The organism is Paenibacillus sp. WLX1005 (assembly GCF_046603685.1).
In the GTDB taxonomy this organism is placed as follows: domain Bacteria; phylum Bacillota; class Bacilli; order Paenibacillales; family Paenibacillaceae; genus Saccharibacillus.
In genome coordinates this window covers 1,521,720-1,536,316 of record NZ_CP176756.1, presented here as the reverse complement: position 1 = coordinate 1,536,316, position 14,597 = coordinate 1,521,720, and the positions used below count along the sequence as shown (strand labels likewise).

The 14,597-nt window shown below is 46.1% G+C and carries 19 protein-coding genes; 9 read left to right on the top strand and 10 right to left on the bottom strand.

The genetic code is table 11. The features are described from left to right. Positions 1 to 308: 308 nt before the first annotated feature. Complete coding sequence (locus ACE3MZ_RS06725; RefSeq protein ID WP_411345689.1) at positions 309 to 836, top strand: phosphatase PAP2 family protein; 528 nt, start codon at positions 309 to 311, stop codon at positions 834 to 836. Between the two features lie 123 nt (positions 837 to 959). Further along, positions 960 to 2,090 (top strand): MGDG synthase family glycosyltransferase, encoded by a 1,131-nt coding sequence (locus ACE3MZ_RS06720; protein ID WP_411345688.1) that lies wholly within the window; start codon positions 960 to 962, stop codon positions 2,088 to 2,090. A gap of 54 nt (positions 2,091 to 2,144) precedes the next feature. On the opposite strand, the gene trmB is transcribed toward ACE3MZ_RS06720, so the two are convergent. Beyond that, on the bottom strand, positions 2,145 to 2,852 hold the full coding sequence (gene trmB / locus ACE3MZ_RS06715) for a tRNA (guanosine(46)-N7)-methyltransferase TrmB (protein WP_411345687.1): 708 nt from the start codon (positions 2,850 to 2,852) through the stop codon (positions 2,145 to 2,147). Positions 2,853 to 3,273: 421 nt separating this feature from the next. Here trmB and ACE3MZ_RS06710 point away from each other — a divergent pair, with 421 nt between their 5' ends. From ACE3MZ_RS06710 to ACE3MZ_RS06695, 4 genes are all read left to right on the top strand, one after another. Next, positions 3,274 to 4,221: a TIGR01212 family radical SAM protein gene (locus ACE3MZ_RS06710; RefSeq protein WP_411346721.1), complete on the top strand. Its 948-nt coding sequence runs from the start codon at positions 3,274 to 3,276 to the stop codon at positions 4,219 to 4,221. Continuing rightward, on the top strand, positions 4,222 to 4,812 hold the full coding sequence (locus ACE3MZ_RS06705; RefSeq protein WP_411345686.1) for a class I SAM-dependent methyltransferase: 591 nt from the start codon (positions 4,222 to 4,224) through the stop codon (positions 4,810 to 4,812). A gap of 187 nt (positions 4,813 to 4,999) precedes the next feature. Beyond that, a complete protein-coding gene (locus tag ACE3MZ_RS06700) occupies positions 5,000 to 5,389 on the top strand; it encodes a VOC family protein (protein ID WP_411345685.1) in 390 nt (129 codons plus the stop codon). Between the two features lie 99 nt (positions 5,390 to 5,488). Further along, positions 5,489 to 6,457 carry a type I phosphomannose isomerase catalytic subunit gene (locus ACE3MZ_RS06695; RefSeq protein WP_411345684.1) on the top strand — a complete coding sequence of 323 codons (969 nt, stop codon included), beginning with the start codon at positions 5,489 to 5,491 and terminating at the stop codon, positions 6,455 to 6,457. Between the two features lie 325 nt (positions 6,458 to 6,782). Here ACE3MZ_RS06695 and ACE3MZ_RS06690 read toward each other — a convergent pair whose 3' ends face one another. Next, entirely contained in the window at positions 6,783 to 7,535 is a 753-nt protein-coding gene (locus ACE3MZ_RS06690) for an esterase family protein (protein WP_411346720.1), read from the bottom strand. A gap of 110 nt (positions 7,536 to 7,645) precedes the next feature. After that, positions 7,646 to 8,815, bottom strand: a complete 1,170-nt coding sequence (locus ACE3MZ_RS06685) for an acetyl-CoA carboxylase biotin carboxylase subunit family protein (protein WP_411345683.1) — start codon at positions 8,813 to 8,815, stop codon at positions 7,646 to 7,648. A gap of 154 nt (positions 8,816 to 8,969) precedes the next feature. Here ACE3MZ_RS06685 and ACE3MZ_RS06680 point away from each other — a divergent pair, with 154 nt between their 5' ends. From ACE3MZ_RS06680 to ACE3MZ_RS06670, 3 genes are all read left to right on the top strand, one after another. Next, positions 8,970 to 9,122, top strand: coding sequence for a hypothetical protein (locus ACE3MZ_RS06680; protein ID WP_411345682.1), 153 nt, complete (start codon positions 8,970 to 8,972; stop codon positions 9,120 to 9,122). Positions 9,123 to 9,285: 163 nt separating this feature from the next. Continuing rightward, positions 9,286 to 9,633 carry a GNAT family N-acetyltransferase gene (locus ACE3MZ_RS06675; protein WP_411345681.1) on the top strand — a complete coding sequence of 116 codons (348 nt, stop codon included), beginning with the start codon at positions 9,286 to 9,288 and terminating at the stop codon, positions 9,631 to 9,633. Between the two features lie 37 nt (positions 9,634 to 9,670). Further along, positions 9,671 to 10,633 (top strand): alpha/beta hydrolase, encoded by a 963-nt coding sequence (locus tag ACE3MZ_RS06670; protein WP_411345680.1) that lies wholly within the window; start codon positions 9,671 to 9,673, stop codon positions 10,631 to 10,633. Positions 10,634 to 10,730: 97 nt separating this feature from the next. Here ACE3MZ_RS06670 and ACE3MZ_RS06665 read toward each other — a convergent pair whose 3' ends face one another. The 7 genes from ACE3MZ_RS06665 to ACE3MZ_RS06635 all read right to left on the bottom strand — a co-directional run bounded on the left by ACE3MZ_RS06665 (position 10,731) and on the right by ACE3MZ_RS06635 (position 14,559). Then, positions 10,731 to 11,372, bottom strand: a complete 642-nt coding sequence (locus ACE3MZ_RS06665; RefSeq protein WP_411345679.1) for a LysE family translocator — start codon at positions 11,370 to 11,372, stop codon at positions 10,731 to 10,733. A gap of 87 nt (positions 11,373 to 11,459) precedes the next feature. Continuing rightward, on the bottom strand, positions 11,460 to 11,699 hold the full coding sequence (locus tag ACE3MZ_RS06660) for a tautomerase family protein (protein WP_411345678.1): 240 nt from the start codon (positions 11,697 to 11,699) through the stop codon (positions 11,460 to 11,462). Positions 11,700 to 11,770: 71 nt separating this feature from the next. Further along, positions 11,771 to 12,223, bottom strand: coding sequence for a GNAT family N-acetyltransferase (locus ACE3MZ_RS06655; RefSeq protein ID WP_411345677.1), 453 nt, complete (start codon positions 12,221 to 12,223; stop codon positions 11,771 to 11,773). Between the two features lie 45 nt (positions 12,224 to 12,268). Continuing rightward, on the bottom strand, positions 12,269 to 12,556 hold the full coding sequence (locus tag ACE3MZ_RS06650; RefSeq protein ID WP_411345676.1) for an antibiotic biosynthesis monooxygenase family protein: 288 nt from the start codon (positions 12,554 to 12,556) through the stop codon (positions 12,269 to 12,271). A 247-nt stretch (positions 12,557 to 12,803) separates the two neighbouring features. Continuing rightward, entirely contained in the window at positions 12,804 to 13,541 is a 738-nt protein-coding gene (locus ACE3MZ_RS06645) for a Bax inhibitor-1/YccA family protein (protein ID WP_411345675.1), read from the bottom strand. 168 nt (positions 13,542 to 13,709) lie between these two features. Then, positions 13,710 to 14,234, bottom strand: coding sequence for a peptide-methionine (S)-S-oxide reductase MsrA (gene msrA / locus ACE3MZ_RS06640; RefSeq protein ID WP_411346719.1), 525 nt, complete (start codon positions 14,232 to 14,234; stop codon positions 13,710 to 13,712). Between the two features lie 199 nt (positions 14,235 to 14,433). Continuing rightward, the gene (locus tag ACE3MZ_RS06635) at positions 14,434 to 14,559 is read right to left on the bottom strand and encodes a hypothetical protein (RefSeq protein WP_367055096.1); all 126 of its coding nucleotides are present in this window, start codon (positions 14,557 to 14,559) and stop codon (positions 14,434 to 14,436) included. Positions 14,560 to 14,597 lie beyond the last annotated feature (38 nt).

Here is a 14,597-nt window from a genome sequence, read left to right as displayed (position 1 = left end):
TATTTTCGATTGAATCAGTCATTTTGATGAACATTGAAGGAAGGATGATCGCTTGTTGCAACATGTCTTTTGCACACTGCGTTCATTATACTAGGTGTATCGATGAATGAGTTGCAGACGGAACGGGTAAGTTTAAGCAAAGGCAGTCACCTGTCCGATTGGAATGTCTAATATGATGCAAAACGACAACATGCAAATAATAGACGATCAATTTAACCGAATGTTAACGTTATAATGCTTGAAATGGTTAAAGAATAAAAATATGATTAATTTAAGCCCAAAAATGGCAATGTATACGGGGGTCTCTCATGCGTCAGTTTCTAATCCGCTTACAAGTTATGGAGCAATATATTTTCCGATTTTTCAATACACGGCTTCATAACCAGTTTTTGAATCTGTTCTTTTATTATTTAACGAATCTAGGCGGAGCTACATTTACGATTATTGCGACGCTGGCTATCTGGCTACTTGCTCCGCAACCTTGGAGTCTTGCCGGGCTACAAGCGGCGATTGCGCTAGCAATCAGTCATATACCTGTCGCTATCGCCAAAAAGCTGTATCCGCGTATACGTCCTTATCTGGCGATACCGGAAACGATCACCTTTCGCAATCCGCTGACGGATCATTCTTTTCCATCCGGACATACGACAGCTATCTTCTCGGTTACGGTTCCGTTCATGCTAACTGATATTACTACGATGGCTTGGTTATTACCGATTGCCTTACTCGTTGGGATATCCAGAATGTATCTCGGTCTGCATTATCCTTCTGATGTGCTGGTCGGTGCATTGATCGGTTCAGGTGTAGCCTTCGGTACAGTTGCATTATGGCCGTAAAGGGGTTATTGTAACATTACGGTAATAATGTTACAGGTATATTACAGAATGGGCATCAGGGATATCTACACATCATGGCACAAATCTATGTAGAGAATACCTTGCAGAAAAGGTGAAATGAACGTGACAAAATACAGAGTGCTGCTTCTATCGGAAGGTTTTGGTTCAGGTCATACACAGGCTGCTTACGCATTGTCGAGCAGCTTACGTAAAATCTCGCCCAATATCCAGACCCGTGTACTGGAGCTTGGCAGTTTCCTCAATCCCAAAGTAGCGCCACTCATTATCACCGCTTACAAAAAAACAATTGTCTCGCAGCCAAAACTGATACGGATGATGTACAGAACGCAGTACAAACGCTCGATTAACCGTCTGGCGACACTGGCGCTTCACCGTATCTTTTATACCCATACACAAAATGTGATCCGCCAGCTGCGTCCAGACGTGATCGTCTGTACCCATCCAATTCCTGGTGCAGTCATCGCCCGGCTAAAACGGCTGGGATTGGATGTACCGCTTTGTATGGTCATTACGGACTATGATGCGCATGGCACATGGGTCAATCCCGAAGTAGACCGTTATCTGGTTTCTACGGAAGGCGTACGCTCCAAACTTCAAATGCGTGGCATTCCCAGTTCACGTATTATGGTTACTGGTATTCCAGTGCATCCGAACTTCTGGGAACACCCTAGTAAAGCGGAAATTCGTTGCCGCTTTGGTTTGAAGGATATGCCGACAGTGATGGTTATGGGCGGCGGCTGGGGAATGAGTGATAGTGTGGTCAGTACATACTTGGCACGTTATGCTGATTATGCGCAACTGATCTTCTGCTTTGGCAGCAATACCAAAGCATATGAACGCGCAGCACAGGACAGGCGATTCCATCATGACAACATTCATTTAATCCAGTATACGAAAGAAATCGATAAATTAATGGAAGTGTCTGATCTGCTCGTAACGAAGCCAGGTGGCATGACATGCACAGAAGGACTTGCCAAAGCGATTCCGATGCTATTTTACAATCCACTTCCCGGACAGGAAGAGCAGAATTCACAGTACTTTACAGAACAAGGTTGGGGCGAACCGATTACATCGCTTGATGTCGTTGCTCAGTGGATGGATCTGCTCGTTCACGACTATGAAGCGATTATGACTCAGCGTCAGCTCAAGCTGGAACAAATCGACCGCTACAATCCAACGGAATGTGCGCGTAGCATTATGGATATGGCTGAACAAAGTAAGGTCTTAACCTAATCACGGTTAAGACCTTTTTGCTGTGCATATACGTTTCATATTACAGTATGAATCTTAATATTGATCCAAGCGGGTTTTGTTGTATTGCACCAACGCTTGCTCACCGATGATGACTTCGCAGCGATGAATGCGCATGCCTTTGCCCATAAACTTGGCTTCGTACTCTGTCATCACATGCTCTTCGTTAATTCCGTCACGGTGCAGATTCAGACTCAGATTGGTCATTTGCAGACCGTAATCAGCAAATGAATTGAGCGAGAACTCAAACAATGTCTCCGAATCGGTTTTGAAATGAATCTGACCTTGATCATTCAGCAAACGACAGTATTTTTCCAAAAAGCGTGGATGTGTCAAACGACGACGACCATGCTTTTTCTTAGGCCATGGATCGCTGAAATTCAGGTACACTCGCTCAATCTCACCAGGCTCAAAAATGTCTTCGATATTCTCGATATTCGCCAGTGCCAGCTGGATGCTGGTCGGATTGCCCAATTCTGCTTCATTCCAAGCAATACGAGTCTTCTCTGCTGCACGACGTACCAGTTCGTCGTACATATCAAATCCGATATAGTTAACCTCGCGGTTGCGTACACTCATCTGGCTCACAAAACGTCCCTTGCCCATGCCGAATTCGACATGAATCGGATAATCATTGTTAAAACGCTCACGCCATTTGCCTTTGAATTCCTCAGGATTCAGTACGACCAGATCCTGTTGCTGCTCCAGATCCTCGCGAATCCCTTTTCTGCCTCTTAAACGCATCTTGTTCCTCCGATTTTCAATAACGTTGTCACGTTACTCTCAATAGATATGTTGTACGAAATTATTTTGACGAAGAAATCCGTAATTGTAAAGCCTAAAAAGGAAAAAAGGACTTCTGGCATCATGAAAAGATGATGCAAAAAATCCTTTTCTCTATATTTGGAATTGGGGTCCAACAAATTTTGAGCATTCATAGTCTACTCATTTTTGCACATAAAAGCAAATCATCTAGCAAATCCTATGAATGGTGACTGCAAAAGTCAGCAACATGGTATTACCCTTTCCCGTAAAAGTTGAATCGCCATGCGGTAATTCATTTTCATAGGGCAATGATTTTGCTACAATCGAGGATAAGAAATGCAGAACGAACATGTATCGTGTTCTCGTTTGGGCATCGAAAAGGAGTTTCAGCATGGAACGTATGCACACGGTTCAACAACCTCTGTTATGGGGAGATAAACGATTTCATACATGGAATACAGAAATGCGTGAACAATTCGGCACGAAAGTATTCAAGGTTATGCTTGATGCGGGATTCACATGCCCGAATCGTGACGGCAGTATCGCTACTGGTGGCTGCACATTTTGTAGTGCACGCGGATCGGGTGATTTTGCCGGACGACGACGTGACGATCTGGTAACGCAGTTCAATACGATTCGGGATCGGCAGCATCAGAAGTGGCCGGATGCTCAATATATCGGTTATTTTCAGGCGTATACGAATACATATGCGCCAGTGGAAGAATTGCGCGAATATTACGAAGTGATTTTGCAGCAACCGGGGGTAGTCGGTTTATCGATTGCTACACGACCGGATTGTCTGCCTGACGATGTGGTTGATTATTTGGCAGAGCTTAATGAGCGCACGTATCTGTGGGTAGAAATGGGGCTGCAAAGTATTCATGAATCCACCTCTACGCTAATCAATCGGGCGCATGATACTGCCTGTTATGAAGAAGCCGTGCATAAGCTACGCGCACGCGGCATTCGTGTCTGCACGCATATCATTTACGGATTGCCGCAGGAAAGTCACGAGATGATGCTGGATACCGGACGTGCTGTAGCACAAATGGATGTACAAGGAATCAAGATTCATCTATTGCATCTCATGCGCAAAACGCCAATGGTGAAACAGTATGAAGCCGGATTACTGCGCTTTCTGGAACAGGATGAGTATATCAAGTTAATCGTCGATACACTGGAATTTCTGCCGCCAGAAATGATTGTCCATCGGCTGACTGGTGATGCGCCGCGTGATCTCCTGATCGGTCCGCTATGGAGTATGAAAAAATGGGAAGTGTTAAATGGGTTTGACGCTGAACTGAAGCGTCGTGACACTTGGCAGGGCAAGTACTGGAGGGCGACGTAGATGGGATTCGTTTCTGTATTGAGCTTTGCTCACAAATTGATCCTTGAACGACTGGAACATGTATCAAGCGCTGCCGTAGTGGACGCAACTGCTGGGACGGGTGCAGATACGCTCATGCTGGCGCGTGCTGTAGGAGCAAAAGGTAAAGTATTCAGCTTTGATATTCAACAGGAAGCGCTGGATCGTACAATGGAGCGTCTAGACAAGTATTCAGACGAAGCGCTGGCACAGGTCATTCCTGTGCTGTCCAGTCATGATCTGATGCAGCAGCATATTCCACAGGAGCTGCATGGTAAGCTGCGGGCAATCATGTTCAATCTAGGGTATTTGCCAACTGGAGATCATTCTATTATTACACTGCCCTCCTCTACTCTGCCTGCGCTGGATGTGTCGCTGTCTCTACTGGCTCCGCGTGGTATTTTGACGATTATGCTGTATCCGGGTCATGATGGTGGTGCTGTGGAAGCAGAGATGGTACAGCAATGGGCGTCCTCACTGCCTGTTTCACTGGCACAATGTATCATTTACCGTCAGTTACAACGGCAGGATGCGCCGTATCTGATTGCAATAGAGAAAAAAGCTGATACGTAGCCAACAACGGACAATCCATGCTAATGATGTCTATGCTGCTTTTGCGCTTTAAACTGTGTTACTGCTATAATCGAGATGCTGCTGCATATGCAGACGGCATCTTTTGGCTATCAATCAGGTGATCCATCAGCATTATGAATATAGATTATGCTGTTCATTCCATGCAGAAAAAGGAGTGTATCCATTTATGGCAGTACGCAAAATCGAGCATGTAGGCATTATGGTATCATCGATCCAGCAATCTATCGACTTTTATGAGCAGGTGATCGGTCTGAAGCATCTGGAAACGACCGGGCATATCAACGAACAGATTCAACTGGCGTTTCTCGCTTTTCCGGGTCATACCGATACCGAGCTAGAGTTGATTCAAGGGTACGCAGACAAATTGCCTGCTGAAGGTCAGGTGCATCATGTCGCTTTTGCGGTGGATGATGTGGACGTGGAATTTGAACGTATCCAAGGGTTGCAAGTGAGTGAGCTGGATGCTGAAATTACGACATTGCCAAACGGAAGCCGCTATTTCTTTTTCAGTGGACCGGATGGCGAGCGTCTGGAGTTTTTCCAGTCAGCACGTTAAGATGAGTACAGGCATTTGCCGCATTTGCCAGAGATACAGGCTGTCCGCAAGGAACAGTTATACATAGTGCGGCTATTATCCAAGTGGAGGAGAGATATTATGACGAAGCCATACCCGCTACAATTTCAACCGGAATTCAAGGAACGTGTCTGGGGTGGACGCGCACTGGAGCAATTTGGCTGGAACATCCCGGAAGGTGCAATCGGTGAAGGCTGGATGATCGCAGATCATCCGAACGGCACCACATCTGTTATCGGCGGCGAGCTGGATGGCTGGGGACTGGATCAATTGCGTGAGAAGCTCGGACGCGACTGGTTCGGCAGCAAAGGCGTATCCGAAACAAACGGTCGCTTCCCACTGCTGATCAAGCTACTAGACTGCAATGACGATCTGTCTGTACAGGTGCATCCAACCGACGATTATGAAGGTCTGCCGCAAGGCGAGCTGGGCAAAACAGAAATGTGGTACGTGCTGGATGCCAAACCGGATGCCAAAATCATCTATGGTCTAAACGAAGGCGTTACCCGCGAATCGTTGGCAGCTTCGATTGCCGAAAATCGCATTACAGATGATCTGCAAGAAGTACCGGTTCAGGCTGGTGATACTTTTTACATTCCGGCAGGTACGGTGCATGCGCTGTGTGCAGGTGTACTTGTCGCCGAAATTCAGCAAAACTCCGATACGACCTACCGTTTATACGATTACGATCGTCCGGGTCTGGACGGCAAGCCGCGTGAGTTGCATATCGAGGATTCGCTAAATGTGATCGCCTACGAAGGCGCTGGTGCCACAACGATGAAGACGGATGGTCTGGCAGCAGGCGAGTGGCTGACGCTGGCGACTTCTCCTTATTTTATCGTGGAAAAAGGCGTAGTTGACGGCGAATGGGCATTGTCTACGACACCGGAAAGCTTTACGATTCTTGTCATTGCAGATGGTGAAGGTACATTATCTTGGAATGGCGATACAACAGAGCTGCAAGGCGGTCAATGCTTCCTGCTTCCTGCAAATCTGGGTGAGTATTCGCTGGACGGTAACTTTACCGTGATCCGTTCGTATTTGCCATAGGATGATGTTGAATTTGGATTGATGCGCCTTGGTTCTGAGCGCTAGTTTCAGTTCTGGTCGATCATGGATGGGAGCAGATCACCAATCCAATTGTGCATGACCCATGACGAATATAAACAAAAGAAATGAATGATCTGTATAACAAAAAGCCTGCCTCGATGTGCAACATTTACGAGGCAGGCTTTTTCATGTGGCGTTGTGCGTTGTGCGTTGTGCGTTGTGCGTTGTGCGTTGTGCGTTGTGCGTTGTGCGTTGTGCGTTGTGCGTTGTGCGTTGTGCGTTGTGCGTTGTGCGTTTAAATGGTGTGGAGATACTTTTCAGTTGTCTACATCAAACTGCTCATATAATATCGGAGTTGCTTTCTCCACCAATGCCAATCATGATCTACATCGTGTCCCCAAAATTCTACACGAGCAGGAATATGCTTCTGTTGTAGTATCTGGTGCAAACGATCCGTCTCATAACGCATCTCGTCTTCCCATGCGCCTTGTCCACAGCAAAGAATGATACGACTGTTACGGTATTGGTTCAACAGATGCTCGTCGTACAATCCCGGCAAATAATCAAGCGGGGAGTTGTAATAAGACGCTCCATGACGATGATCGCCAAAGAAATGTTGAACCGAATACACACCGCTTTGTGCCAGCAATGTATCAAAAAAATGCGGATGGCGGAAAAAGAAATTACCACTGTAATAAGCACCCATGGAACAGCCGCTAATCAGAATCTTTTGCTCATGTCCGTTGTTGTTGTGCTGACTTTCCCATAAAATGTGCGGAATCAATTCATTGATAATATACGCGTTGTATTGCTCATGCCGATTGATGCGATCCTCTACATTCCAATGCAGCGAAAAGAATGTCTCCTCATCAATACTGTCACATGCCCATACTTGCAATTTACCAGCATCAATCCAAGGGGATAACTCCTGAATCATGCCGGAATCTTCGTACTGGTAAAAGCGTCCAAGCGACGTTGGAAACACCAGCATCGGCTTCCCCCGGTTGCCATACACTTTATATTCCATCTCGCGGCCAAGCGCCGAGCTGTATTCTTTTCGGTATTGTACAGTTACCATATCCACGCTTTCCGCCCTTCTGCTGCTCTGTAACATGGGCTATTGCCCTGTTTGCTTATCTGTTCTTGCGTACGTATTGTATTGTCCGTGTATGATCCAGCTATGGAGTCCTAACGGTGCTCTGCTTGAATATAATCGGCAATCTCGCGTATACGCTCCAGTGAATCCGCTCGGAACTGATACGCACGGTTGCCACTTGCCCGGCTGAAAATCTCTTCAATCTCATCGTAGCGCACAAGCGCATCGCCCAACTCCCACACAATATCATCATGCGAATGCACGTAATGCTTCCAATCCTTGCGGCTGGCATAACCGGTATAATATTGCCCTTCCGGCGGTTCGCCGTTGCCACCATGCACAACCATCTGTGCCCAGCGCGAGTAAATATCGACATTATATGAATAGTTGATGGCATCGGTCATCCAAGCGCCCGGTGGACGCATATTCACTTCTAGCGCGATCAGCCGTCCATCCTTGTTGGATTTAAACAACTCAATATGGAAAAACCGTTCTTTGATATCAAATGCCTGCAAAATGCTGCGCCCTGCCGCTTCCACGTCCGGGTCAACCGTTTGTAAGCAGAAATACCGCAGATGATCATCATCGCTAACCACTTTCATAATACTTTGTTCAAATCGGTGACTTGCCTGAAAACGAACAATACCGTCACGGTCAATCAGCCCGTCATACGTGAGAATGATGCCGTCCACAAATTCTTCCATAATAAATTCAGTATCATCCGGGGAAGTATGGAAGAAATAATCTAATTCTTCCTGATTACTGAGCTTGTAGGTCATGCTCGCTCCTGAACCGAGATCAGGCTTTACGACGACAGGGAACCCATTTTGCTTGATAAATGCTGCCGCGCTATCGCGGTCTGGATTTTTGAGAAAGCGTACTGTATCTACACCGCTTTTCTGGAAAAAGTCTTTCATTTTCGATTTCTGTTTAAGGTTATCGACAAAGTCGGCTTTAGTGCCGTCGATATTAAAGTCGGTACGCATCTGCGCATCGCTTTCGAGCCAGTATTCATTCATAGATTCAAAGCGGTGGATTTTGCCGTATTTATGTATGAAAAATCCAACTGCCCGCAGGATGTCGTCCTGATTCTCCATGCTATCGATACGGTAGTATTCTGTCAGCGCTTCCCGCAACCGCGGGTGTAGACTTTCATACGAAGCGTCGCCAATGCCGAGCACTGTCGCGCCTTCCTGATGCAGCCGAATGGCAAATTCACTGCTGCTGCCGGGAAAATGTGGAGAGAAAAATACAAAATTCATAACCAGACCGCCTCCATCACAAGATTATACCTAATTTAGCAGTCCGTGGATTGTTCGTCAATTTGAATTCTTTGATCACGTATCTTATTACTATTCATGCTACATTTTTATGGTAAAATGGACAAAAGAAACGATAGGAAAGGAGGAGTCGATTATGGCTGTAGGTATCCGAAAAAGACCCATATTACAAGGAAAAGATGCCGAACGTTTTATAGAACGCTCCCAAAAAAACGAAACATTCATGCGCGAACATGCAGCAAAGAAAGCAAAGGAGTATTATGAAAAACTCGCTCATCCTAAGCAGTAATCAAATGAATTTGATATATAAAACGATATCCATAGATGACTTGCCTGACATAAGAGCATTTACATGCGGCAACTCGTCCATGGATTATTTTTTAAATCAAGAGTCATATCCTTCTCATATTGAGAGAGAATCTAGTACTACACTCATTTATTTGTAAAATAAGTTGATTGGCTACTATACTTTGCGCCATACTGCACTATCATCTTTGTTGCCTAATATTAATCCAGATAAAGATAAGCAGATTCTAGATATTGCGAGGTTGGCGATTGCCAAGCCATTTCAGGGTAATGGATATGGTACAGAAATAATGCATACGATTTTACATATGGCTGTACAATTTAATGAGCGATATATCGTTCTGGATGCGATCAAGGATGTATGGCATTGGTACAAAGAACGATTTCGTTTTGAGCATTTATTTGATCAGGATTTAATTGATGATACACCAGTTATTACATTGCTGCTGGATCTATACGATAAAGAGTTGGTAGAGCAATATTACGATGAATAAATCTCACATTTATAAATAACGAAAGGAAGAAACGGACATGCAAGAACGAACATTTCGCATGATCGATCCGCAGGGCATTGCGGTGCATGTATATGAATGGCTGCCAGATGGTTGGAGCGCTGGACAGTCGCTAAACGGGATTGTACAGCTGTCGCATGGGATGTCGGAGACAGCGCGGCGGTATGTGCGACTGGCGGAAGCGTTGACGGAGCGTGGGTTTGCGGTGTATGCGAACGATCATCGCGGGCATGGATTAACTGCGCCTTCACTGGATGAGCTAGGTGATCCGGGTGAGGACGGCTTTTATTGGATGGCGCAAAATATGGCACAGCTCTCGCAGCATATTGCTGAGCAGCATGCAGGTGTGCCGTTATTTCTGTTCGGTCATAGCATGGGATCGTTTGTCGTACAAAAGTTAATGTATGAACAGCCGCAACTGTACAGCGGCTTCCTGCTGTCTGGCTCCAATGGTCCGCGTGGATTATTGTCTGCCGGGATGCGCATTGCTGCTTGGCAACAACGGTTCAAAGGACCGTTGCATCGCAGTCTACTGCTGCATGCGCTTGTATTCGGTCCTTACAATCGGGGACTCCCCAAGCCACTGGTCACGCGGTTTGACTGGCTATCTCGCGACCCGGATGAAGTGTCGCTGTATGTGAACGACCCGTATTGTGCCAAACCAGTCAGCGTGCGCTTTTATGTGCATTTCTTTCATTTGCTCATGGAAATTCATCGACCGGAATGTATGAACTGTATTCCACAGGACAAACCGGTGTACATTTTCAGCGGAGATCGTGATCCAGTCGGATTATATGGCAAAGGCGTACGAAAACTGTATGAGCATTATCGCCGTTTGCATATCAACGATGTAGAGCTGAAGCTATATCCGGGTGGGCGGCATGAGACGCTGAACGATATTAATCGGGATGAAGTGACCGCCGATCTGATCCACTGGCTGGAGCGTCATGTACCGGCAGTGTCTTTTCCAGAAGCCCAATAAATCATACCAATCAATCATAAGAGGTGCCTGTCAGATTGCAAACAGGCACCTCTTTGACGTTTCATATCATTGTTGTGATTCACACTACAGTGCAACTTTACAAACTACGCGAAGTACGTAGCAGATTCAGTCCAAGCACGACAAAGATGCTACCAGTAATTTTGTTCATATAACGCGATACTTTGCTGGATTGTAGACGCCCTGCCATTTTGCTGGAAAAGAAGACAAGCAGCAGACACCAGCTCAATCCAGTCGCGCTAAATGTCAGACCCAGCAGCAGAAACGGTAGCGGTCCCATGCTCTGACCCGGATCGACGAATTGCGGAATAAACGCCAGATAAAATAGCGCCACCTTCGGATTCAGCACATTGGTCAGCATCCCCTGAAAAAAGACATTACGCAGCGGTAAACGCGGCGCATGCTCCATCTTGGCGGCAGCTTCCTGACGTGTCATGATGGAACGAATACCCAGCCAGATCAGATAGGCGGCACCGAGCCATTTGACTAGATTGAATGCCAGCGCCGATTGCATCAGAATCAGTGACAATCCCAAACCTGCCAGCAGAGTATGCACCATCGATCCGGCGATAATGCCATAAACAGACATCAACCCTGCCTGACGTCCTTGGAATACACTGCGACTCAAAATATAGATCGTATCGCTACCCGGCGTAATATTAAGCAAAATGCTAGACAGCACAAACAACCAGTAATGCTCCACTCCCCACATAGTATCCATCCCTCCATATTCTGATAGTAAACGCTACTATACGTAGAACCGACTGCATATACATACAGTCGGCTCTTATTGCTGCATCTTATTTATTTACTTATCCTGCGAGTCATCTTGTTGTTTGGCAGCAATGGAATCAGAAAACAATTCACCGTTTCTGCCGTAGTTGTGTTGTGGAAGGTCTTCAAAAAAGATGAAAATTTTCTCTTTGTCCAGTTCCAATACGTCGGATACGAGATCAGACATCTTCTGTACCAGCTCGCGTTTCTGCTCAACTGATCTGCCTTCCAATACTTTGATCGTAATAAATGGCATAGATACCTTCCTCTCCATGAATCGAAATATTATACATGATTAGCTTGCCAGCATATTGTTGGAATCGTTGGTAGCTTAATTATCGTCCATCAAATGGACTTTTCGTAACAAAGACTGCTTGCATCGTAAACATATTCTCCAAAACGCTCAATAGCAATATATCCATTGCGCTCATAAAAGGCGAGTGCTTCCGGCTGCGCTGCTCCGGTTTCCAGCCGAATTCCGCTATGCCCTTGCTCACCTGCACGCTGTTCCAGCGCTGTCAGCAGCTGTCCAGCAATGCCTTTGCGTCGATGAGACGATTGCACGTAGAAGCGCTTCAGCTCGGTATACTGATCGTCCAGCCTGCGAATGGCACCACAGCCGACCGGGGCTGCATCCAGATACGCAACGACGAATGTCACCTGCTCCATATCAGGATGATCCAGATCCAGCCGATGCACCTGCTCTGCCGGATAACGCTGGAACAGATCGTCGTCCAGCTCGCTGATCAATTGACGCAGACCCGCATCACGGCTAGTAACCTGTTGAATGGTAATCATATGTAGTTCCTCCTCGGCATAAGATGTTACTTATAGTATTGCAGGCTATACAACTTCATAATGATGAACAACCGGGAACGGATCGTAATAGTGGTGTAGCAGCTTTTTCCACTCCTGATATTGTGCAGAGCCGCGGAAGCCTTCCGTATGATCTTCCAGCGTTGCCCAGCGTACGAGCAGAATGTACTGATTGTCCACTTCCATACAACGCTGCAATTCATGGGAGACATAGCCGTTCATACTGGAAATAATCAGTTCTGCTTGTTTGAAGCTTTGTTCAAAGCTGTCGCTCTGACCGGGAATGACGTTGAGAATAGCGACTTCGAGTATCATAGGTATTCCTCCTTTTTTTCATGAAACTAACTATACCGAAAGATGATGCAAGCAACCAGTCTTTTCGTTTCATTTGTATGATACGTTCGGAAAGGTGCCTGATCTTTGTGCAACGACAAAACGCCACCAGTCTGCAAATATACAGAAGGCGGCGTTTCTTTTTTTATCTCTTATGGGGTATCTAATTTGTGTAACGCTTCGTTTACGATCTCATAATCGCACACTGAACATATGACGATATGACAGATCAGTTCCGGCTCGCCGCCAGCTTGGACAGCAGGCGCAGAATCTCGATGTACATCCAGATAATCGTTACCATCAGTCCAAACGCGCCGTACCATTCCATGTACTTTGGACGACCTTCGTTGGCATATTGCTCAATATTACTAAAGTCGATCAGCAGATTCGCTGTTGCCACAATCACGACAAAGATGCTAATCCCGATACCAACCCAGCCGGTATCATGAATATACGGCACGCTCATACCGAAAAAGCTAAGTACAAAATCGACCAGATACGTCAGTGCAATCGCCAGTGTACTAATGCCAATCGCTGACACCAATCCCGGTGTAACGCGGATTATCCGAGTTGCATATAGAAACAGTGTGACCATTAGCAGACATAACGTAATCAGAATCGCATTCAGTACGATGCCCGGATAAAAGTACTCCATCACCGCTGACACTGCACCCAGCATCAAGCCATTCAAGATGACATACAGCGGTGCCGTGACTGGCGAGATTTTTGGAAAGAAGATGGTCGGCAGAGCGATCAGCAGTGAGCCGATAGAGCCAACTTTCAGAAATGTAATCACGTCTTCCCCTTTGTTAAATAAGTACCATGTAAATATTGCTGATGCTACAAGTAAAACAGTAAGTACAAGCGCTTTGCCCGCCGCTCCTGCGAGTGTCATCGATTGATCGTAATGTCGATCCGATGGACGATTGAATCCATTTCCGTATAATACTGGATTGCGTAGAGCCATTACCCCTCATCCTTTTCTCTCTTGTATTGATACCCCATTATAGTTAACGGTATATTTTCCTGAAAATTGAAGATGTACTGTTCCATGCCATACAAACAATAATCCAGGCAGAACAAATTCCGCCTGGATCTTGGGGGACATGCTTGAGATATGAAGTTCATAGAGAGATCAGGATTGCTGCCAATGCTCGGCGATGAACTCGTCACGACCTGACTTTTCGCGATCTTCCTTGTAATGCTTTTTGTTCTTTTTGTGATAATCCTGATGATATTCTTCCGCCGGGTAAAAGACGTCTGCTGGCAAAATTTCAGTCACTACTGGTTTGCCGTCAAAGCGTCCGCTGGCTGCCACTTCGGCTTTGCTCTGCAATGCCTGCTCCTGCTGTTGCTCATTATGGTAGAAGATCGCTGTCCGATACTGCGTACCCCGGTCGTGGAATTGCCCGCCATCATCGGTTGGGTCGATCTGCGGCCAGTACAGCTCCAACAGACGCTCATACGGGAACAACTCAGGATCAAAGGTAATCTCTACCACTTCATAATGTCCAGTATTGCCAGTCTTCACCTGTTCATACGTTGGATTCTTCACATGTCCAGCAGTATAGCCAGAGACGATGCCGTGAATGCCGGGCTGCTCCTCGAACGGAGTTACCATGCACCAGAAACAGCCGCCTGCGAAGGTTGCTTTTTGCAATTGTGCCATAGTCATATATCCTTTCAGCAGTAAAATATAGTGCATTGCCATGGTCATTCTGTACACGCACACTTATCGCACAGAATCATGTAATCCTATTCATTATAACTGGAATGTCAGCATAAACAAAAGCTGCAATGTGAAGCACGAAGCTTCCGCATTGCAGCTCATCGATTGAGTTAGTCGTTGGTTGTAAGGATCATTGCTCTTCTCTAGGGACATAGACGATAAAGCCACTGTCTTCACAGTACACGTCACCAAATTGATAAACGCCGTTACGGTGGACAAACAGCCATTCGAACACTTTTTGAATGGTTTGCAGCATGAGGGTCCCTCCCTTAAATGAATGAGTAAACCTTACGG

Bases quoted from the DNA above. Each gene is read 5' to 3' on its own strand.
- ACE3MZ_RS06725 (WP_411345689.1), top strand. From the start codon at position 309: ATGCGTCAGTTTCTAATCCGCTTACAAGTTATGGAGCAATATATTTTC.
- trmB (WP_411345687.1), bottom strand. From the start codon at position 2,852: ATGCGTTTAAGAGGCAGAAAAGGGATTCGCGAGGATCTGGAGCAGCAA.
- ACE3MZ_RS06710 (WP_411346721.1), top strand. From the start codon at position 3,274: ATGCACACGGTTCAACAACCTCTGTTATGGGGAGATAAACGATTTCAT.
- ACE3MZ_RS06705 (WP_411345686.1), top strand. From the start codon at position 4,222: ATGGGATTCGTTTCTGTATTGAGCTTTGCTCACAAATTGATCCTTGAA.
- ACE3MZ_RS06700 (WP_411345685.1), top strand. From the start codon at position 5,000: ATGGCAGTACGCAAAATCGAGCATGTAGGCATTATGGTATCATCGATC.
- ACE3MZ_RS06695 (WP_411345684.1), top strand. From the start codon at position 5,489: ATGACGAAGCCATACCCGCTACAATTTCAACCGGAATTCAAGGAACGT.
- ACE3MZ_RS06690 (WP_411346720.1), bottom strand. From the start codon at position 7,535: ATGGTAACTGTACAATACCGAAAAGAATACAGCTCGGCGCTTGGCCGC.
- ACE3MZ_RS06685 (WP_411345683.1), bottom strand. From the start codon at position 8,815: ATGAATTTTGTATTTTTCTCTCCACATTTTCCCGGCAGCAGCAGTGAA.
- ACE3MZ_RS06680 (WP_411345682.1), top strand. From the start codon at position 8,970: ATGGCTGTAGGTATCCGAAAAAGACCCATATTACAAGGAAAAGATGCC.
- ACE3MZ_RS06670 (WP_411345680.1), top strand. From the start codon at position 9,671: ATGCAAGAACGAACATTTCGCATGATCGATCCGCAGGGCATTGCGGTG.
- ACE3MZ_RS06665 (WP_411345679.1), bottom strand. From the start codon at position 11,372: ATGGATACTATGTGGGGAGTGGAGCATTACTGGTTGTTTGTGCTGTCT.
- ACE3MZ_RS06660 (WP_411345678.1), bottom strand. From the start codon at position 11,699: ATGGAGAGGAAGGTATCTATGCCATTTATTACGATCAAAGTATTGGAA.
- ACE3MZ_RS06655 (WP_411345677.1), bottom strand. From the start codon at position 12,223: ATGATTACCATTCAACAGGTTACTAGCCGTGATGCGGGTCTGCGTCAA.
- ACE3MZ_RS06650 (WP_411345676.1), bottom strand. From the start codon at position 12,556: ATGATACTCGAAGTCGCTATTCTCAACGTCATTCCCGGTCAGAGCGAC.
- ACE3MZ_RS06645 (WP_411345675.1), bottom strand. From the start codon at position 13,541: ATGGCTCTACGCAATCCAGTATTATACGGAAATGGATTCAATCGTCCA.
- ACE3MZ_RS06635 (WP_367055096.1), bottom strand. From the start codon at position 14,559: ATGCTGCAAACCATTCAAAAAGTGTTCGAATGGCTGTTTGTCCACCGT.